Genomic DNA, 20,035 nt, shown 5'->3' with positions numbered 1-20,035 from the left:
CGGTGCTCCCATTAATGGGGGAACCGCTGCTGCTCTGCTGTCTTTTTCTCGGATCATTGCTGGGTGTTAAACACCTTAGATTGCAGGATATCGAGGGCATGGTTAATCTCGGCTAATTCCTCTGGGGGAACCTCTTTAATCCGGTTCAGAAAACGTTCACCGATCCGCTCAAAAGCCTCGTTCATCATCGCTTGTCCAGCATCAGACAACCGGATCATTTGCTTACGCCGGTCCTCGGCGACATCAAGCTTCTCACACAGGTTTTTTTCTGTTAATTTCTTGAGCTCACGGCTGGTATTCGGCATAGAGATATTTTTACAATCGCTGATTTGGCTGAGGGTAACAGGCTGGCTAACCGCAATATATTCCAGAATACTATATTGAACGGGCGTAATGCCTTCCGGTCTTACATCTTTGGTAAAGTCAAATGTTACTTCATGGACTGCTGTCGTAAAGGTAACAATTTTCTGAAAAAACGCTTGTTTGTCCATAAGGATCACCTCTTATTGTAAACCTTAACAAAATAATTATCATAATACAATTATCATTTGACAACTAAATGAGGGTTGTGATACCATTTTGTTATCAAATGATAATTAAAGAGGTGGAGCAATGAACGTTTTAGTCATCTATACACATCCGAATCATAAAAGTTTAAGTTATGCTTTTTTCAATAAAGTCATTCAGGGAAGTAATGAGAATCAAAAGATCACGAAGATAGAGGTCCTTGATCTTTACGAAGAGCAATTTGATCCTGTGCTGGTCTTTAATGAGAATAAACGTAGAAGAGACATGCATATCGATCCCAAGCTCGAGAAGTATCGGGAGCAGATTCGTCAGGCCGATAAAATTGTGTTTGTGTATCCAATCTGGTGGGGACGTCCTCCCGCGATGTTGCTCGGTTATATTGACCAAATGTTTGCTTCTAATTTCGCTTACAGAGAAAAGGGTGGCCTCATCCCCGAAGGGCTGCTGAAAGGAAAGTCTGTGGTTTGCATTTCCAGCATGAAGGGGCCGACCCTTTATCCTTTATATTGGCTGAATAATTCCCATAAAGTGCTGATGAGAAAAGCATTATTTCAATTTTGTGGCATCAAGAAAGTGAAGTTTTTCGAGTTTGGGAATATGGAGAGTCCGAAAGGGAAACATGATAAGAAGTTAAATCAGGTTTACCAATATTTTAAAGCTGTGGCTAATTAATACCTCGAAAATATCTGCCTATGATTATTCGAGATAACCCCGGGAATGGATGTCTCAAGCGATCCCATAGTTGGATGGTCCAAAACAATGGTGGGATCTTTATCTTTTTGACTAGCCAGAACGATTTTATTTTTGCTGGCTAGCTCATGATAGAGGACAGCCATTTCTTTAATATCTTTTGCGGCTAATAAGGGCACTAGTTGTGCTGCTGATGTTATAGCTTCGTTCCTCGTTCGTCTTGAAATCAAATCAAACCAAATGTTCTCCACGATATAAATACGCGCATACATTGTTGTCATACATTTCTTCCACCGGATGCTTTTTCATTTTTTTATAATACCTAGATTAATCTAAAGGAGCTTGTGAGCTCAGATGAAGATGGGGAAATAGCTCTCACACCGGTGTAAGGTATGGTGTTGCTGGCTAATTTTTTTTGTTGGCTTTTGAAATAAGGGCTGTTATATTTGAAAATACTATGTAACTTAAGGTTCAGCAACTGGGTATCGACACAATGGAGAGGCGGATTCACATGCAACAAATGTTAGACAGTATGATTAGTACAACAAATGACTTTCTTTGGTCGAAAATTTTGGTGGTTCTGCTTATTGTTTGTGGAATTTATTTCACCATTCGATCAAAGTTTGTTCAGTTTGGCATGTTTAAAGAAATGTTTAGGGTTCTTAAAGAGTCCAATGAAAGGTCAAAAGATTCCATTTCGTCGTTTCAGGCTTTCTGTATCAGTATGGCAGCAAGGGTTGGGACAGGGAATATTACAGGGATCGCAATTGCTATCGCAATAGGTGGACCAGGGGCTGTTTTTTGGATGTGGGTCATAGCTATTATTGGATCAGCGTCCGGATTTATTGAAAGTACTCTGGCACAGGTGTATAAAGTGAAGGACAAGACTGGATTTCGTGGGGGGCCCGCCTATTATATGGAGCAAGGCCTGAAAAAACGTTGGATGGGCGCGGTATTTGCGGTTCTGATCACGTTATCCTTTGGTCTTGTATTTAATGCAGTTCAATCCAATACGATTACAGTGGCCTTTGAGAATTCATTTGGCACTAATCGGGTGATTCTTGGACTTGTAGTCGCTGCTGCTTTTGCGGCTGTTATCTTTGGTGGGGTTAAACGTATAGCTAGAATGTCCGAATATATTGTAGTGGTTATGGCAGGGATCTATATTGGGGCTGCTGTTATTATTATGTTAATTAATATTACGGAAATACCGGCGATTCTGGCGCTTATTGTGAAAAGTGCTTTCGGATTTGAACAAATCGCGGGGGGATCTTTTGGGGCAGTTATTCTGCAAGGGGTGAAACGGGGACTATTCTCCAATGAAGCGGGAATGGGTAGTGCTCCGAATGCTGCGGCAACTGCAACAACTAGTCATCCGGTGAAACAAGGGCTGATGCAAGCGCTGGGTGTACTTACAGACACGTTACTTATTTGTTCGAGTACTGCTTTTATTATCTTGTTATCCGATGCGTATAAACAGCCAGGGCTGGATGGAATTAAGCTGACACAAGCGGCATTAAGCGAACATATTGGTTCGTGGGCTTCTGGATCCCTAGCGATCATGATTTTGTTGTTTGCTTTCAGTACGTTAATCGGAAATTATTATTATGGTGAGACCAATATAGAATTCTTGAACTCCAATAAAAAAGTATTACTATTCTATAGATACAGCGTCTTGGCGATGATTATTTTTGGCTCCGTAGCTAAGGTTCAATTGGTATGGGACTTGGCTGATTTATTTATGGGCTTCATGGTCATCGTGAATTTGATCGCTATCCTTTTGTTATCTAAAGTGGCCTTTGCCGCCCTGCAGGATTATAAGCGCCAGAAGCGCGCAGGGAAGGACCCTGTCTTTTATAAAGATAGCATAGAGGGTTTGGAGAACGTGGAGTGTTGGGACAATTCTTCAGACATAAAAACATAGTAGGGTAAGTATTTGCGGGCTCAGGAAACTGAGCCCTTTTTGCTGTAGGCACTTAAATATCTATGCATTATTTGTTGAGAATTTCTTCTATGATTTGTTTTGACTCTGTTTTAAACTGCTCAATATTTTCGCTTATAAGCAGCACTTTTTTATTGTCCAATAGGATATATGAAGGGTAAGTGTTGATCTTCAAATCCTCTTTTAAGCGGTCGCCCTCTTTCGAATCTTTTTTGATAACACCTGCTTTGCTGATACAAGTCATATTTTCCTTGTAAATATCCTCAAGCTCTTTAGTTTGCTCAAAAAAACGATCGTTCTCCGATAAAATTAGGATTGAAAAAGATTTATTTTCTTGAGTAAGGTATGGCGTCAAAAAGTCATCTTTTTTCTGATTACCATTACAAGCTGCGATAAAGATTAAAGTAATCAAGCTTATCAGCATAATTACTAAGGCGTTTTTTTTCATATATACACCCTATTCTTTTGTATTCATAACGACAATTATGTTTTGAACTCCACATTAACTTCTAGACTTACTAGATCATATCCTGTTTTCAGTTATAAATGAAAATAATGAAATATTTTTTGAAAAAAAGCAAAAAAAGACTTACATTAATCATTTTTATATTGCTATAATAACAAACAGACCGGTTGGTATGTTAGGGGGAGTACGTTACTGTGGATACAAAATCGCTAATGATTGAGACGGCGACACTTCTTTTTCAGCAAAAAGGATATAAAAATGTAGGCGTGAATGAAATTTTAAAAGCCTGTAATGTGACCAAAGGAGCGCTTTATCATCATTTTCCAAATGGAAAAGAAGAACTATTAATTGCTTGTTTAAAGGGCTTAAATGAAGCAATTACGATAGATATTGAGGATATTTTTAAAAAGCATCCATCGACGTTAGAAGCTATACAATCCATGATCGACAAGTTGATTCACAACTTAGAAACCGAGGGCACGATTACCGGATATACCTTTAGCAGTATTGTCAGTGAAATGGCTACGGTGAGTGAACCTGTTCGCCAGGCATGTAGCTTGCTCTATGAGAACATGGAACGAATTTACTGCGATAAGCTTGTAACTGAAGGTTATTCGCAGGAATCAGCCTCCGAGATGGCATTGTGGATGACGGCTTCGATCGAAGGCGCGATGATGTTGTGCCTAACGCAAAAATCTACAACTCCCTTAAAAACTATCGCCAAACTATTACCGACAATATTGAAAGGAAGAACATCATGAATCAAGAAGCAAGATTACCAAGAAACGCTAAGGAGGGGGCATTATATGGTGCAATCATTTCTACACTGACGGTACTGTTTATGTCCTCAATAAATATCATTTTAGGGGTTGGAGAATTTAATGGTGAGGTTGCCTTAACGATTCTTAAGGTGTTTCCGATCATTTGGGTAATTGTCATGATTATTGAGCCTGTTGTTATTGGCCGTATTGCCGAAAAGCTGACAGCTATATTCACACAACCTACAGATAGCTTCAACGCCAAAATCCTATTCCGTATCTTATTCACCGTACTAGGAATGTCATTTTGTATGACGTTTATTGGAGACATTATCGGAAACGGGTTGAGTTCTCAAACGTTTAATCACTTCTTAGCCAATTGGCCAAGAAATTTCCTAATTGCACTGTTCGCTGAAAGTATATTGATACAGCCGTTTGCAAGATTTGTGATGGTAAAGCTACATGCTTCTCAGGACAAAAAGAAATCCAGCGCTGTTGGCGTAACTATACATGGATTATCAGAACAAAATTCCTAACCTAAATAAGCTCTCAGGCGAAGCGATTCGTTTGAGAGCTTTTCTATTACCGTGTATAATGATGTTTTGGTTGAATAATTGAAACTCAAATCTTTGCCCGATATCTTTCGGGTAAGCCCTCCTATAAAAAAATGAAAGCATAACAATGAAAGGTGATTTTCTAACATGATGATCTATAGTCGTCTTGCCATAATGATGCCCCCATTTCCCTAGCTAGGCTCATATTCTTGTAGTTGTTCGAGGATATAAGCTTGTAGGAGGGCGAAAATAAGATGAAAAAATATGCAGCACCATCGTTACTTTTAATGATTGTTCTTGTGGCTTTTCCGCAAATTAGTGAGACGATTTACACTCCATCGTTACCGGATATCGCAGTAGCACTTGGGGCCGCCAATAGTTCTGTACAGTTAACGTTAAGTATATATTTTATTGGATTTGCTTTAGGAGTTTTTAGCTGGGGTTGGTTGTCTGACTTCATCGGGCGGAGATCTTCCATGCTGGCTGGACTTCTTGTATACGGTATGGGAAGCTTGATGTGTTTTTACTCAGAATCCATTCATCTGCTGTTAGTCAGCCGGTTTATACAAGCGTTTGGAGCAGCAACAGGTTCGATTATTACCCAAACCATTCTTCGTGAGAGTGTCTCCGGGAATAAACGGCATGTTATGTTTGCCCAAATCTCGGCGGTCATTGCTTTTACTCCCGCAGTAGGTCCGTTAATTGGCGGATGGGTGGATCAAGCTTTTGGTTTTCGAGCGGTTTTCTTTACATTAGTAATGATGAGTGTGTTGTTATTTATGTATGCTTTTTGGAAGCTGCCAGAAACCACTGATGTTTCCATGAGAAAAAAGGTGGCTATTCTGCCTATAGTCAAAAAAATGCTCGCATTGCCACGTGTATTGGTGTTTGGATTACTAATTGGAGGCATTAACGGAATCTTGTTCAGCTATTATGCTGAAGCTCCTTTTATATTTATTGAACACTTTCAGATTTCACCAGGAGTCTATGGTTTTCTCGGCATTATTGTGGCTTTGGCGTCGATTGTAGGCGCAATGATCTCCAAAAGATTATTAACCCTCTATGCCCCAGAAAAAATAATCCATATCGGCTGTCTAGTAATGGCGAGCGGAGCCTTGCTATTAACAATCGCAAGCAGTCTTGACTCGCTGCCGGATATGATAGTGATCGTATGTATTCTAATAACACTGTTTGTCCTATTAATGGGTGCAGGGATTGCTTTACCTAATTGTCTAAGTCTTGCTCTTGTTCAATTTCAGGATGTTGTAGGAACAGCAGGTGCGATATTCAGCTTGGGTTATTATTTGCTTGTTAGCTTGGCGACGTGGGGAATGAGCGCTCTCCATAATGGTTCATTACTGACGATGCCTATTTATTTCTTAGGGATTAGCGGCGGAATGTGGTTATTAGGCAAAAAATTTATTGTAGTGGAATAGAAATAACTTCTTAGTCATTGGATTAGTAAGATATGGATCGGGGCGTCCATAAATTAAGGGCAGTCTGGAACTTTTTGAGTTCCGGACTGCTTTTTGTTTGTTAGTCCACTTCTGGCACAATGACTTGGATATGACGAGGGAGAACACTTAGCGTAATAGGCAAAGTTGGACCTTCTTCGCCATCTACATTGGTTCTTACGGTTTCTGGAGAGCTTACACTTACATTGTGGGCTGTGAAATAGACAACATCTTTATGATCCTTGAGGGTACCCAGCAGTAAAGATATACTGGCTGTAATGGTATTGAATATACTGAGGTCCAAAATAATAAAACAATGAAGCAGACCGTCGTCAACCGCAGCATCCGGTACTAGATTCTCGAACCCGCCGACTGAGTTGGTTAATACGGCGAGAAAGAGTAAGGAGTCTCCTTGCCACATTTGTCCATCATGGTGAATGATAAGGGGGTGGGCTGTAGGGCTTGTAAGTTGTTTAAGACCTTCTTTTAAGTATGCCAATGAGCCGAGTTTGGTTTTATCTTCGGAGGATACAGAGGATAATGCTCCGGCAATTGAACCTACAGCAACCACGTTGCCGAATAGGCGGTCATTTAAGCGACCGATATCTACTGTTTTTAAATTTGAGGAGGCAAGGGTTTGAATGGCTATTTCGGGATTCAGTGGAATTTGTAATGCACGGGCGAAATCATTAGCCGTTCCTAAAGGAACCACACCTAACTTTGGGTGGTGTTCCTGATCGATAAGACCATTAATGGTCTCGTGAAGCGTGCCATCCCCGCCGATGGAGACCACCAGATCATAACCTTCCTCACAAGCAGCGATGGAATAACGAGTGGCGTCTAGTTCTTTTGCCGTCTCCTTGATCGTAACGGAGTAGTCTTTATCACTTAGAACTCTTGTTGCATATCTGACATATTGGCTGGCTTCTTCTTTGCCGGAGGAGGGGTTAATAATAATCATAGCTTGCCGCATAAGGATAATCCTCTCTATTGTGATCTAGTAGGAGTTTATTCTTACCATTACCCCAAAGTAGACCGGCAGAACTCGTTCTCATAAAAAAAGATGAGCAAGATTGACCTAAGTCATCCTGCTCACCTGTTTGTTCAATTAATAGACTTTATCTCCATTAAAAATGGAGTTCTTAACGATAACGTAATCCACATTACGGATAGCCTCTAATTTATTGCCACCTGCATAAGAGATGGAGGATTGAAGATCCTGCTCCATTTCTCTTAGGGTTTCTGCTAAAGCCCCTTTATGCTCAACCGCAATTTTTTTACCTTCGACGTTCTTCTTTTCACCTTTTTGGTATTCTGAAGCGGAGCCAAAGTATTCTTTATAGAGCTTCCCAGCGATTTCAATGGTTTCACCCGGAGATTCTTCATGACCGGCAAATAGTGAACCAATCATGACCATAGAAGCGCCGAATCGTACGGATTTAGCAATATCACCGTGTGTGCGAATGCCTCCATCGGCAATAATTGGCTTGCTTGCAGCCTTGGCACACAAGCGTAGTGCAGCTAACTGCCAGCCGCCTGTACCGAATCCAGTTTTGATCTTAGTGATACATACTTTCCCTGGTCCAATCCCAACTTTAGTAGCATCAGCTCCAGCGTTTTCTAATTCTCTAACGCCTTCAGGTGTTCCTACATTTCCTGCAATAACAAAACTGGCAGGCAGGTATTGTTTAATATGTTTGATCATCCGAATAACTGCTTCGGAATGGCCGTGTGCAATATCAATTGTAATGAATTCCGGAACCAGCTGTTCTTTGGATAATTGTTCGACGAAATCATACTCTTCTTCTTTAACTCCGACGCTGATGGATGCGATTAATTCACGGGAGTGCATGTCTTTGATGAAAGACGTACGTTTCTCCGGTTCAAAACGATGCATAATGTAGAAATAGCCATTTTGCGCCAAGGAGATAGCGATCTTCTCATCAATGATGGTTTGCATGTTGGCAGGTACCACCGGCAATCTAAATTTATGCCCACCGAGGGTGACTGATGTATCACACTCCGAACGGCTGTTTACGATACATTTTGCAGGAATTAATTGAATATCTTCATAATCGAATACTTCTTTCATAATTTACACCTCTAAATGCGAACATTATAGTATTTTGGTTTGTTAATTGTTCGTCCAAATTGTAATGTACCTCATTCTGCGCCGTAAGTCAAAATTCTAGTACATTATGGTGTGAATTGGACATAATTATACGGCAAATTGGTGTACAGCATTCTTTTTCCTCCATTTAAAAAAGCTTGAAGGCAATATAAGCAGCAACGATCCAAATAATGATCGCCGAAATCTTATTAATGATCCGCATGATTTTGCCGCTGGAGTCGATTTGTCCTACGGTTTTTCCGGCTACAGCCAGCCCAAAGAACCAAATCCATGACACTAGGATAGTCGCGCCAGCAAATACAACTTTGTCTACGCCTGTGTAACTAAGTGAGCTAGTGCCGATGACGCCAATAGTATCCAAAATCGCATGTGGATTTAATAAAGAAACGGACAGCGCGAACAGGATTTGTTTTTTGGAGGATAGAGGCGTTGCGTCTTGCGCTGACGATGTAGGTGTACTTTTCCAGATAGACCACCCCATATACAAAAGAAATAAAAGTCCTACAGCAAATAAAGCGGTCTGCAGAACGGGAATGGCAAACACAAGGACTGAAACACCTAATACGGCTAATAAAATAAGCAGGGTATCGCATAAAGCGGCTGTAACAATAACGGGAATGGCTTTTTTAAAATGTGGCTGCGAGGCCCCTTGGTTAAATACAAAGACATTTTGTGCGCCAAGTGGAAGAATTAATCCAAAGGCCAGTGCAATGCCATGAAGTAGTGCGGCTAACATAGTTTATTATTCCTCCGATAGTGTTCATACTTTATAGAATTTGCTGTCCTATTGGTTTAATTGGTCTACTACAATTTTATGGACAAATAATATGTACTATCATACAGTCTGTGTTTTGATTTAAAAAGCTGCTTATTCAGAGGGACATTGAATGATTAATTACACTAATTACACCATTAGTAAAAATGTCATCTCAACTCATGACTTTTTGTAACTAGTGAGCCCTTAAGGGGTTACACTATAATAAAGATTAAGTCAGCAGAGTATATAGGGGGAAATGCCTTGTTTAATCTGGTCAAACAGTGGTTCTGGTACGATTGGCTCGTCCTCCTGTTTCGGATTTGTTTTTCTACTTCTTTTTTGGTCACCATGTGTTATCTTTCGGAGGATTTTACGATTCCTTTCTGGATCGCGTTTGTTTGGGGCGTGGTCTCTTTTTCTGTGCCTTGGTTTTGTTTGCAGCTGCATTACAAGTATTATCTGATCGCGGAGATCCTTTTTTCGGGTGGGCTTTGTTTATATTTGGCTGCTTTGTTTCCTGAATCGTACGTAACTTTTCTGCCTATCGCTTTTATGATCGCCAGCAATAGTGCACAGAAGTCCTATCGTTGGACAGCTCCGATCACGGTCATTTTGATTCCAATTATGTTATCTAGATTGTCACAACAAATGGATGCTGTATCGATGATTGTTAACATGGGTTTGGTGTATACGCTTGGGTTCGCTTTTCATTTACTGGTGGTGAATCACAAGCAGGGCAGAATTATTAAGGAGCAAAATGCTGTTTTAGAGCAGTACATCTCGCAAGTTGAACGTATGACACTTCTGGAAGAACGAGATCGTTTATCCAAAGATCTGCATGATACGGTGGGGCATTCTTATACTTCAATTATTATGGGGCTAGAGACTTTACGTTCGGAGGTGAATACTTCTGAAGGGGAGCACAAAATAGATGCCTTGTTAAAGTTAACCCGCAATGGCTTGGATGATGTTCGGCGATATTTGCACCATGTGGGCGCTTCGGAGGATTCATTGACGCTAATGCAGTCCCTGCAGAAATTAGTGGATGATTTCCAGACCTTCTCCAAGGTTAAGATTCGCTTAAGAACATTCGGAGAGCCGTATACAGTATCTAAGCAGGCCCAAATGACATTATACAGATGTTTGCAGGAGTCGATAACCAACGCTGTACGTCATGGTCAGGCCAGTGAAATTGTCATCAGCTTACATTATGAAGAGAAGCTGATTCGGCTGGATGTGCAGGATAATGGATTAGGCACTGGAGATTTAAAAGCAGGATTTGGTGTGAATGCGATGAAGGAGCGTGCCTCCAACTTGCAAGGACAAGTGTATTTCTACTCTAAGCCAGGGGAAGGGACCTTAGTGACCTGCAGTTTACCAAGGCTTGAAGAGATACAGGAGGAAACGATTCGTTTATTGCTGGTAGATGATCAACCCTATATCCGGGATAGTCTGCGAATTATTCTAGAGCAGGAGCCGGATTTTGTGATCAATGGGTTAGCTGAGAATGGTGAACAAGCGATAAGCTTCTGCGAGCAGGAACAACCTCACGTGGTGCTGATGGACTTAAATATGCCGGGCATGGACGGTGCGGAAGCGACCAAGCTTATTAAGAAAAAGTGGCCAGGGGTACGAGTGTTGATCCTGACTACTTTTCAAGAAGCAGATATGGCAGTCGAAGCACTGCAAAACGGGGCAGATGGCTACTTGTTAAAGTCTACCGAGCCGCAGGAGCTGTTCGAAGGAATACGTCTTGTACATCGGGGCGTAAAGATGATTACACCCGATATTACGAATGTATTAATTGATCACTATGAGATGCATCCAGCTTCAGAGGCACCACCGACAGAGAAGAGTAATGAATATGGACTGACCCCGCGTGAGCTGGAGATTCTAGAATGCCTCTCGAAGGGAATGCGTTATAAATCTATTGCCGCTAAACTATATCTGTCCGATGGAACGGTGAGAAATTACGCGTCCACCATCTATGCCAAGCTCGGGGTACGAAACCGTGAGGAGGCAGTCGAGAAGGCTTTTAGCATTTCGGATTAATCCTGACCGAAGTATTTGAAATTGATAAGCACCTTATTGTTTGCTTTCCCTTGTGGGAGTAGGCAGTAGGGTGTTTTTTTTGTCATATGACATTATGGCACTGGTCGATTTTACACCAAAAGCACTAGCATAGGAGTTGCTTAGTTATGAACAATTTTTTATTGCAGAGAGGGAGAGAAAAGCATGAATCAAATAATCCGGAAACATGTGAGAAATTTTTGTTTCTTATTAATTACTTTTGCCACAGGGCTATTTTACTTTTGTTTTTATTTGGTGGGCATTACCTTTGGAGTTTCGATGTCCTTCACCTTAGTGGGGATCCCGATCCTTTATTATGTTTTGCGTTCTACCGAGACTTTTTTACAGCATGAGCGAATTCGAACTAAAGTCTATACGGATATCTCGGTTCGCACGCTCCCAACCCGATCTCAAGAAGAAGGCAGCTTGTGGGAAAGGGTTAAGGCAGAGTTTCTGGATGAACATAACTGGAGAGCGATTTTAGGGTTGATGTTGCAGTTTGGAATCGGCATGGTCAGTCTCATTTGTGCCACTCTTTTTTACTTGACCCCTATTATTCTCTTGTTGTCACCTGTCCTGTATTTATTAGATGTGTCCTCTATATCGCTATTTGGGATTGAAAATAAAACATTTAACATCTCACTTTTCTTCATGTTGTTAGGTGCAGTGTCTCTATGGATAGGTGCTTATCTCGGAAACAGTCTGGTAAAGATGATCGGCAGGTATACGCGGCGTTTAGTGAAGGATTTTGCTAGAAGATAAACTTAAACAGGAAGAAGGAAAAATGATGGTAACCTCAGTTCCATTTATAAAATTATTCTCACAATCCCTTTGGATGATGTGGGAGAACATATTTGCTGTCATCACCAAATTTCGTAGTCAGTCCGTGCGTAGATATGGGATATGTAAGTTGGTAGTGTTGAAATATCACGGAGAAAGTTTGGTCTGCCAAGATGGGCAACGGATACTTCCGGGAGATTGGGTGGGTGAGCTTCATTTGGACAATCGCCAGATTGTGCAGCTGACACGTACGCTTGGCGCAGATCGGGCCGGAATTCGTACGGCACGCATGCTTCGCGAGGCTATGAAGGAGATCAGTCGCGATCTAGACAGCAATCCGGAACTAAGCAAAGTAAACGCGCTAACCGGGATTACACTGCTTCACCGGGGGATTATTCATGGAATAGGGTTTGAGCAGCGTCCTATCAAGTCCAAATGGCAGCGGCACTGGTTCGGGATATACCTTCGTTTTTTACTTCGCATGCTGCATCCGGAAGGGAAACATCGTGTAGAGGACAGCACAGAGAAGTTATCTCCCATGATGCTTGTGCTTAGCAAGCAGTCCTTGAAAGCGCGGTTTGCCCCGCGTAAGACAGAGGCGGCTTCCTAATGTGGGCCTTCATAATTTTAGCAGTGGATGTGATTGTTCTTTATATGATCGTTCCTTTTGCGCTTACCCGAATATTGGGATGGGGGGTTCACTCGGAGGTAGGTGCAGAGAAAGAAATTGCGTTTACGTTCGATGACGGTCCGGATCCTTGTTATACACCTGAACTTCTAGATCTATTAAAAGAGCATGGCATAAAAGCGACCTTCTTCGTATTGGGCAAAAAGGCGCAGCAATATCCGGAACTGATCGAGCGTATGCACAGAGAAGGGCACCAAATCGGCATTCATAATTATACTCATACACCCAACTGGATCCAGTTCCCCTGGACCAATAGACGGAAGCAAGTAGATCGCACCGCAGACATTGTTGAGCGAATTACAGGAGAGCGGCCTATCTTTTACCGCCCACCTTGGGGGCTTCTTAATCTAGGGGATTTCTTTTTGCTGAGAGAATCTTATCGAATCGTATTGTGGTCTGTCATGGTCGGAGATTGGAAAGCGTCACTGAGTGCAGAGCAATTAAAGGATGCCTTAATAAAAAAAATAAAACCAGGCTCAATCATTGTTCTACACGACAGCGGAGATACACCGTGGGCAGATGAAGAAGCGCCCTTGAATATGATCACTGGATTAGAAGAAGTCTTAAAAGAAATGGATAAAAAGGGTCTGAAGTGTCTGCGGATAGATGAACTGCTGAACAAGGAAGTTAATTATAGTAGAGAAGCTAGATCCAGAGTCAAACATCGGGGTCAGATTGATCTGTAGCTATTGAAATTTCTCAATCATTTTTTATATGGCAAGGGCTATGGTAACATTTAGAGTAAAGCGGTCCGTACCTATATAAATTGTTGAGAAAAGGATGGGGTAGCATGTTGAATGCTTCTTACTGGTTAACCAATATAAGATTAGAACAAGGTTATGTTATTGAGGATGGGCAAGTAGCGGGTACGAATACGAAGGTTTGTCATCTCCGCATTGACGGGGATAAGATTTCAGAAGTTGTTGGAGCAGACATCGAGCTTCAGAGCCAGCTCCCGAAATATGACTGTAAAGAGTTGTTGATGCTGCCTTCTTTCGAAGAAGCACATATCCATTTAGATAAAACATATTTCGATGGACCTTGGAGAGCGGTAAAGCCTGCGTCCAGTGTTTTCGAACGGATTGAGGAAGAGAAGGTATTATTGCCTAAGCTGCTGCCCATGGCGAGACAACAAGCAGAGAGCATCCTGACGCTTATTCAGGGGTTTGGTGCCACACATGTGCGCAGCCATTGCAATATTGAGCCTGTCAGCGGCTTGCAACGATTAGAAGCGACTGTACAAGCATTAAATGCATTCGCGGGTAAAATTTCATCTGAAATTGTGGCGTTTCCGCAACATGGCCTGCTGCGCTCGGATTCTGTGCAGCTGGTAAAACAATCTCTGGCAGAGGGAGCAACCTTTGTAGGCGGAGTAGATCCTTATACGGTGGATGGAGATATCGAGAAGTCACTTCAGACGATGGTGGAATTAGCAGTGATGAGTAATGCCGGCATTGATATTCATTTACATGATGGAAAAGAAGCGGGAAAGAAAACACTGACGCGGTTAGCTGATCTGACGGAAGAAGCTGGCTTGCAAGGAAAGGTCACGGTCAGTCATGCGTTCTGGTTCGCAGGAGCTCAGCAGCAAGAGGCAGAAGAGGTAGCTAAACGGATGGCATCACTGGGTATGACTATTGCATCCACAGTGCCTATTGGAAGAATGATGATGCCACTTCCGATGCTGCACAGCCAAGGGGTAAAAGTGAAGCTGGCAACAGATAGCCTTACCGATCACTGGTCCCCTTTTGGAAATGGAGATCAACTGGAGAAGGCAGGGCGTTACGCGGAGTTGTACGGCTGCAATGATGAATTGGCATTATCTCAATCCCTCAGATTTATAACAGGAGGATTAACACCCCTTGATCCAAAAGGCGAGCAGGTATGGCCAAAGGTTGGCGACACTGCTAGCTTTGTGCTGCTGCATGCCAGCTGTTCGGCTGAAGCAGTTGCCCGAAGAGCGCAGCGCCAAGCGGTCTGGTACGAAGGCCGACTGGTGAGTGGTTCGATAACAAATAGAGACCTGTGAGGCAGATGATATGCTCCTCTCTACCTATCTGCAACAGTATAAATCGGCGATCCTCTCACTCCCGAAGGGTACAGTGCTAACTAAAGAGGATCTGCAGGTGGAAAAGCTTCTAATGGAGCGTAATGGCAAGGTGGAAATGTATTATGCCCCCCATAATGAGTACATTAATCCTTCTGCTAAGGTGATCATTATAGGGTTAACGCCCGGGTTCACACAAATGGGCATAGCGATACAAGAAGCGATCATAGGTCTGGAGGCTGGTTTGTCAGATGAAGAGGTATGTAGGACAGCGAAGGAAGCGGCGAGATTCGCAGGCTCCATGCGGAACACGTTAATTCATATGTTAGATACACTTAAACTGCATCAACACTTGAACCTAACCTCTTGTGAAGAACTATTTCAGCAGCAGCAGACGATCCTGCACACCAGCTCTTTATTGCATTTTCCTGTGTTCGTGGATAAGAAAAATTATAGTGGGGCCCAGCCCAAGCTACTCTCAAATTCATTCCTCAGGGCGCAGGCATTATCTTCCTTGCGTGAGGAGCTGAACATCCTGAGCCGGGCCTTAATTATTCCCTTAGGAAAAACAGTGGAAAGTATACTTCAACTCCTTGTGTCCGCAGGTGAGCTTGATAAACAACGCTGCTTATGGGGATTTCCCCACCCCTCGGGCGCCAACGGACATCGATATAAGCAGTTCGCCAGCCAGCAAGAACAAATGGTGAAGATACTGCATAATCATTCATGGAAGGGCTGATTCAACCTCCCCATCAGATGATCTACATGAAGTCGAAAAAATAACGAATGACATGAAAAAAGACCGGTGAAGTGTAGGTTAAGCTATCGATCCGGCTTAAATGGCTTTGCTTCAATGCCACGAATTTATCGCCATCGCCGATTAGCAGATCCCGCTTTAACACGGAAACCGTTAAACTGCCAAAGAAGCCGCTCAAGCTGATCAACATGCCTGACAGTAACCCGAAGATTGGGTTGAGCGGCGTCAGGTAGGGATAGATTAGATAGGAAACTCCTGTCGTGATGACAAATGCGAAAGCGAAACCCTCCCAAGTTAAATACGGATTGGCGGTGGGAACTATTTTCCGCTTTCCTACATAAAGTGACGCCAGATAGTGGACCACATCATTGAGCTGCGTTAGCACTACTAGAAAAAGTACAAGCCCCGCTCCATACTCCGGTGTAGCAAATTGAAAGTAGGCCAAGTGACTAAGTCCGAATACCATCAGCATAAGCCCCCATTGGGTGGAGCTGACACTACGCATAAAACCAACCGTGCCTTTATTAATCATTCTGGGCAGCGGTAGGAGCAAGAATACATATACCGGGATGAAGACAATAAACATTCCGTACCACTCGATATAAATCCAGTAGAACTGCAACGGAATGGATAAGTACGCCCACAGAAATAGCCTGCGGTCGGATTTTCGTGATTTCATCATAGAGAAATACTCTTTCAGTGCAAAGAAGCAGAGCACCATGAGAGACAGCAGAGAGACGACGGGATTAAATAGGGTAGCTAGGCAAAAGATAAAAAGCATTCCCCACCACGTCTTGATACGAAAGCCAATGCCCGTATAATCCTTATTTGGCTGTAGCTTCCCTATAACTACATACATCAAGTGAATGGCCGATAAGGCCGCAAAGATAAGAATTATAGTTAATAAAGAGCGGTCGATAATTGATCACCAACTTGTCCTAGAGTAGATTCCATTAATGGATTCATATGTTATTATGAAGGAAACGCTCAAACTTGATAAGGGGAAAATTGTAAATGGCAGCAGATCCATCGGTCTTTATATTACTGACGAATACCGGGACGCTTTTTACGAAGCTCATTCAAGGCTATACAAAAGCACCCTATAATCATGCCTCGATCTCCTTTAATCGGGAGCTTTCCGAGCTGTATAGCTTTGGCAGAAAGCATCCGAGCAACCCCCTGAATGGAGGGTTTGTGAAGGAGGATATTAAGACAGGTACGTTCAGCAAATACCCTAATACAACATGTGTCCTATATGAACTTCAAGTTACAGCCCGCGAAGTGGAGAAAATGGAGCGGGTCTTGCAAGTCTTTATCCGAAGCCGTCAAAAGTATCTCTATAATATTCTCGGCGTAATTGGCATTGCCCTGAAGGAGCCTGTCGAATTCAGCAACTCTTATTTTTGTTCGCAATTTGTAGCGGAAATTCTAGAGCGGTCGGGCATTAAGTTATGGGATAAGCTGCCCGCACTCGTTACTCCGGATGATTTTCGCCAAAGTGATCGGCTGCGTTTGGTTTACCAAGGTAAATTAAGTGATTATGAACCTGAGCGCTTAGGAGGAGACGAAGGATGAATAGCAAAGAAATATTTTCTAATCGGGTGGATTCGTATGTAAAATATCGGCCGAGCTATCCTGGAGAAGCCATTGATTATTTGTACAATACTATTGGGCTCCAACCCAATTCTGATATTGCTGATATTGGTGCAGGAACAGGAATCTTCTCAGCATTACTTCTGGAGCGCGGGAGTCGTGTGACTGCCGTTGAACCCAATCCGGAAATGCGTAGAGCTGCGGAAGAGAATTTCGCAAAGGATAACCATTTCTCTGTATCGCCGGGGTCTGCTGAACATACAGAATTATCCGATCAGTCCATGGACTTTATCGTATGCGCCCAAGCGTTTCACTGGTTTGATAGGGACGCAACGCAATTGGAATTCAAGCGGATTCTAAAACCGGGTGGAAAAGTTATTCTGATATGGAACTCCCGGCTTACTTACGGTACCCCATTTCTGGAGGAATATGAGCAGCTGCTGCAGACCTTCGGGACGAACTACACTCAAGTTAATCATAAGAACATTACCCCTGAGATCCTTAGTTCCTTTTTCAAGAAAGGACAGATGCAAGTAGCGCATTTTAGCAATCAGCAGGTATTTGATTTGGAGGGATTAAGCGGGCGGCTTCGATCGTCTTCCTACACTCCGGTCCCCGGAGATCCAAGCTATGAGAATATGATGGCTGAGCTGCGGAATATTTTTGAACGAAATAACCAGGGTGGGCAAGTGTTTTTTGATTATAAGACCGAAATTTATTGGGGCGAAGTGTAAAGTAAATAAAAAGACTCAAACCTTAGAGATAACAGGGTTTGAGTCTTTTTTACTTGTAGTTATGAAAGATGTACGTAAAACGTGGTGGACTCGCCGACAAAACTTTTGGCATAAATTTTTCCCTTATGCTGTTCAATAATCGATTTGGCAATCGCCAGCCCTAGGCCATATCCCCCTTGTTTACGCGCCCGGGAAGCATTTGTACGGTAGAATCGGTCAAAGATGCTCGCTAAGTGCTCCGGCGCAATGCCCTCCCCCGTATTGGTGACCGCTAACACCATGTCATTATGTTGTTTTTTAAGGGATAAGGTGACTGAACCTTTAGGGTTCGAATATTTTACAGCATTGTCCAAGAGGATCATAATCACTTGTTTGATCTGTTCACTATTGCCTAGCACTGTCAGATCAGGCTCGATGTCATATTCAAGGGAGATATGCTTCTCAAAGATTACAGCTTCCATCGTTAAAATGATATTTTCAACCACGTCGCTCAGATTGAATTTCGAATAAATCATTCTCGATCTGGAATCGTCCATCTCGGTCAGGTACAACAGATCATTGGTCAGGCTGGTCATTCTTTCTGTTTCCGACTTGATATAGTGCAGCCACTTGGACTGATTGTGAATGGTGTCATCACTGTTGGACAGGAGAACATCCGCATTGGTGTTAATAATAGTCAACGGCGTCTTTAACTCATGGGAAGCATCCGCAATAAATTGTTTCTGTTTCTCAAAAGCCTCCTTTACCGGCGCAATTGAACGATTAGCAAAAAAGCGGCTAGCGAAGTACAAGATAATCAGCATCACTGAGCCAACTACAGAGAAGGTATAGATTAGATTGGTGAGGATTTTTTGCTCTGCAGTGATGTCCAGAAATACAAGCATCGCCCCATCATTCGTATGCTGGATGTTGAAGATCCATTTGCTGCTATCCAAGGTGAACCTTCCGGTATCTTTACCGGTGCTTAGTGCTTCTTGCAGAGCCGTATTATAAAATTCATCGTCCATAGTAAATTTGGAATCTTTCCCCGTAAGGTTGGACGCTGTATCTATTTTCAGCATAAATGAGATTGAGCGTTCTGGAGGAGGTGTTCCGTTATCCGTACGTTTATTATCCACACGTGGTAACGTGGCTCCCCCTTTGGTATTGCCTAATCGTCCTGTGTCACCACCGGGAGACTTGTAGTTTTCCATGATTCTGTGAAGATCCATCTGAATATCGTTTTGGACATCCCGGTACGTAATTACATATATGGAGATGAAGGCCACAAGCATGATCACCGAGATGGTGACTAAGTTAACAATAAGAAACCGATTTCTGAGCTTCGTGAACATCAGGTCGTCACCTCTAATACATACCCTACGTTTCTGATCGTACTAATGCGTACGGTCGAATTTAAGAAGGTCAGTTTTTTTCTCAAAAAAGAAATATACACCTCTACATTATTGTGCTCAGCATCTGAATCAAAGCCCCACAGCTTCTCAATAATTTGTTCTTTGGAGGTTACAGCTTGTTTCCTCAAGATCAGAAGCTCCAATAGCTCGCATTCCTTTAGATTGAGCTTGATCTCTTTGCCACCCACGGTAAGCTTCAGATTGGATGTATTCAGTTCAATATCCCCGAACTTTAAAGCATCATCCGGTATCACCTCGCCTTTACGTCTTAGTACAGCCCTTATTCTTGCCAATAAGATCTCCGAGGAAAAAGGTTTGGCGATATAATCGTCAGCCCCATAGTCCAGCCCAGTGACCATATCTGTAATTTCACCCTTTGCGGTAAGCAGGATAACGGGAGTGGGTATCCCCTTTTTCCGCAGCGTCTTGAGGACGCTGACCCCATCCATCTCAGGCAGCATGATGTCGAGCAGCAGCAAATCATAGATTCCACTTAGTGCGTAATCCAGACCCGACCTGCCGTCATGGACTGCATCCACCGAATAATTATGTTTTTTTAATATTTGAGTTAAGGCTTCAGCGAGATGAAGCTCGTCTTCTACTATTAATATTCTCATGGTTTTGCCATCCCCTACATAGAACCAGTATTTGTTATTGAGGTCATTATATCAGGATTACCTTTATTGAACCTT

Annotated in this window: 22 protein-coding genes; 13 read left to right on the top strand and 9 right to left on the bottom strand. The window is 42.6% G+C overall.

Translation table 11 applies throughout. The features are described 5' to 3' along the window. Window positions 1-53: 53 nt before the first annotated feature. Entirely contained in the window at window positions 54-491 is a 438-nt protein-coding gene (locus NST25_RS30240) for a MarR family transcriptional regulator (RefSeq protein ID WP_076124207.1), read from the bottom strand. 121 nt (window positions 492-612) lie between these two features. Between NST25_RS30240 and NST25_RS30235 the strand changes: the two genes are divergently transcribed. After that, on the top strand, window positions 613-1,200 hold the full coding sequence (locus NST25_RS30235) for an NAD(P)H-dependent oxidoreductase (RefSeq protein WP_076124205.1): 588 nt from the start codon (window positions 613-615) through the stop codon (window positions 1,198-1,200). On the opposite strand, the gene NST25_RS30230 is transcribed toward NST25_RS30235, so the two are convergent. Beyond that, window positions 1,197-1,499, bottom strand: coding sequence for a hypothetical protein (locus NST25_RS30230; RefSeq protein WP_339188964.1), 303 nt, complete (start codon window positions 1,497-1,499; stop codon window positions 1,197-1,199). The two genes, NST25_RS30235 and NST25_RS30230, sit on opposite strands and share 4 nt — an antisense overlap. A 230-nt stretch (window positions 1,500-1,729) precedes the next feature. Here NST25_RS30230 and NST25_RS30225 point away from each other — a divergent pair, with 230 nt between their 5' ends. Beyond that, a complete protein-coding gene (locus tag NST25_RS30225; protein WP_339188962.1) occupies window positions 1,730-3,142 on the top strand; it encodes an alanine/glycine:cation symporter family protein in 1,413 nt (470 codons plus the stop codon). Between the two features lie 67 nt (window positions 3,143-3,209). On the opposite strand, the gene NST25_RS30220 is transcribed toward NST25_RS30225, so the two are convergent. Continuing rightward, window positions 3,210-3,608: a hypothetical protein gene (locus tag NST25_RS30220; protein WP_076124201.1), complete on the bottom strand. Its 399-nt coding sequence runs from the start codon at window positions 3,606-3,608 to the stop codon at window positions 3,210-3,212. A gap of 212 nt (window positions 3,609-3,820) precedes the next feature. Here NST25_RS30220 and NST25_RS30215 point away from each other — a divergent pair, with 212 nt between their 5' ends. The 3 genes from NST25_RS30215 (at window position 3,821) to NST25_RS30205 (ending at window position 6,374) form a co-directional block, all read left to right on the top strand. Then, entirely contained in the window at window positions 3,821-4,387 is a 567-nt protein-coding gene (locus NST25_RS30215) for a TetR/AcrR family transcriptional regulator (RefSeq protein WP_076124199.1), read from the top strand. Further along, on the top strand, window positions 4,384-4,920 hold the full coding sequence (locus NST25_RS30210) for a DUF2798 domain-containing protein (protein ID WP_076124197.1): 537 nt from the start codon (window positions 4,384-4,386) through the stop codon (window positions 4,918-4,920). Before NST25_RS30215 ends, NST25_RS30210 begins: the two co-directional genes overlap by 4 nt. 272 nt (window positions 4,921-5,192) lie before the next feature. Then, entirely contained in the window at window positions 5,193-6,374 is a 1,182-nt protein-coding gene (locus NST25_RS30205; protein WP_326046186.1) for a multidrug effflux MFS transporter, read from the top strand. Between the two features lie 100 nt (window positions 6,375-6,474). Here the strand turns inward: NST25_RS30205 and NST25_RS30200 are convergent, their stop codons facing one another. The 3 genes from NST25_RS30200 to NST25_RS30190 all read right to left on the bottom strand — a co-directional run bounded on the left by NST25_RS30200 (window position 6,475) and on the right by NST25_RS30190 (window position 9,259). Further along, window positions 6,475-7,365, bottom strand: coding sequence for a diacylglycerol kinase family protein (locus tag NST25_RS30200; protein WP_340393122.1), 891 nt, complete (start codon window positions 7,363-7,365; stop codon window positions 6,475-6,477). Window positions 7,366-7,500: 135 nt separating this feature from the next. Further along, complete coding sequence (gene guaC, locus NST25_RS30195) at window positions 7,501-8,484, bottom strand: GMP reductase (protein ID WP_036682307.1); 984 nt, start codon at window positions 8,482-8,484, stop codon at window positions 7,501-7,503. Between the two features lie 166 nt (window positions 8,485-8,650). Then, window positions 8,651-9,259 carry a LysE/ArgO family amino acid transporter gene (locus NST25_RS30190; protein WP_076124191.1) on the bottom strand — a complete coding sequence of 203 codons (609 nt, stop codon included), beginning with the start codon at window positions 9,257-9,259 and terminating at the stop codon, window positions 8,651-8,653. A 282-nt stretch (window positions 9,260-9,541) separates the two neighbouring features. On the opposite strand from NST25_RS30190, the gene NST25_RS30185 reads away from it, so the two are divergent. The 6 genes from NST25_RS30185 (at window position 9,542) to NST25_RS30160 (ending at window position 15,604) form a co-directional block, all read left to right on the top strand. Continuing rightward, window positions 9,542-11,332 carry a hybrid sensor histidine kinase/response regulator transcription factor gene (locus tag NST25_RS30185; RefSeq protein WP_339188954.1) on the top strand — a complete coding sequence of 597 codons (1,791 nt, stop codon included), beginning with the start codon at window positions 9,542-9,544 and terminating at the stop codon, window positions 11,330-11,332. Window positions 11,333-11,515: 183 nt separating this feature from the next. Next, on the top strand, window positions 11,516-12,112 hold the full coding sequence (locus NST25_RS30180; RefSeq protein ID WP_076124185.1) for a sensor domain-containing protein: 597 nt from the start codon (window positions 11,516-11,518) through the stop codon (window positions 12,110-12,112). 22 nt (window positions 12,113-12,134) lie between these two features. Then, the gene (locus tag NST25_RS30175; RefSeq protein WP_254847726.1) at window positions 12,135-12,740 is read left to right on the top strand and encodes a polysaccharide deacetylase; all 606 of its coding nucleotides are present in this window, start codon (window positions 12,135-12,137) and stop codon (window positions 12,738-12,740) included. After that, window positions 12,740-13,504 carry a polysaccharide deacetylase family protein gene (locus NST25_RS30170; RefSeq protein ID WP_076220092.1) on the top strand — a complete coding sequence of 255 codons (765 nt, stop codon included), beginning with the start codon at window positions 12,740-12,742 and terminating at the stop codon, window positions 13,502-13,504. Before NST25_RS30175 ends, NST25_RS30170 begins: the two co-directional genes overlap by 1 nt. A gap of 104 nt (window positions 13,505-13,608) precedes the next feature. After that, entirely contained in the window at window positions 13,609-14,847 is a 1,239-nt protein-coding gene (locus tag NST25_RS30165) for an amidohydrolase (protein ID WP_076191571.1), read from the top strand. 97 nt (window positions 14,848-14,944) lie between these two features. Further along, window positions 14,945-15,604 carry a uracil-DNA glycosylase family protein gene (locus NST25_RS30160; protein ID WP_339188950.1) on the top strand — a complete coding sequence of 220 codons (660 nt, stop codon included), beginning with the start codon at window positions 14,945-14,947 and terminating at the stop codon, window positions 15,602-15,604. Between the two features lie 22 nt (window positions 15,605-15,626). Here NST25_RS30160 and NST25_RS30155 read toward each other — a convergent pair whose 3' ends face one another. After that, window positions 15,627-16,541 (bottom strand): phosphatidate cytidylyltransferase, encoded by a 915-nt coding sequence (locus NST25_RS30155; protein ID WP_076132799.1) that lies wholly within the window; start codon window positions 16,539-16,541, stop codon window positions 15,627-15,629. Between the two features lie 95 nt (window positions 16,542-16,636). Here NST25_RS30155 and NST25_RS30150 point away from each other — a divergent pair, with 95 nt between their 5' ends. Further along, entirely contained in the window at window positions 16,637-17,197 is a 561-nt protein-coding gene (locus NST25_RS30150; protein WP_076124175.1) for a hypothetical protein, read from the top strand. Then, window positions 17,194-17,949, top strand: coding sequence for a class I SAM-dependent methyltransferase (locus NST25_RS30145; protein WP_340393117.1), 756 nt, complete (start codon window positions 17,194-17,196; stop codon window positions 17,947-17,949). Before NST25_RS30150 ends, NST25_RS30145 begins: the two co-directional genes overlap by 4 nt. 59 nt (window positions 17,950-18,008) lie before the next feature. Here NST25_RS30145 and NST25_RS30140 read toward each other — a convergent pair whose 3' ends face one another. Together NST25_RS30140 and NST25_RS30135 are read right to left on the bottom strand one after the other, a co-directional pair. Further along, complete coding sequence (locus NST25_RS30140; protein ID WP_340393114.1) at window positions 18,009-19,283, bottom strand: HAMP domain-containing sensor histidine kinase; 1,275 nt, start codon at window positions 19,281-19,283, stop codon at window positions 18,009-18,011. Beyond that, on the bottom strand, window positions 19,283-19,960 hold the full coding sequence (locus NST25_RS30135) for a response regulator transcription factor (RefSeq protein WP_076099753.1): 678 nt from the start codon (window positions 19,958-19,960) through the stop codon (window positions 19,283-19,285). Before NST25_RS30135 ends, NST25_RS30140 begins: the two co-directional genes overlap by 1 nt. Window positions 19,961-20,035: the final 75 nt, after the last annotated feature.

Origin of the sequence: Paenibacillus sp. FSL E2-0190, from assembly GCF_037992965.1 — a bacterium.
Classification (GTDB): domain Bacteria; phylum Bacillota; class Bacilli; order Paenibacillales; family Paenibacillaceae; genus Paenibacillus_AQ; species Paenibacillus_AQ odorifer.
This window is presented reverse-complemented; position numbering and strand designations above follow the sequence as displayed.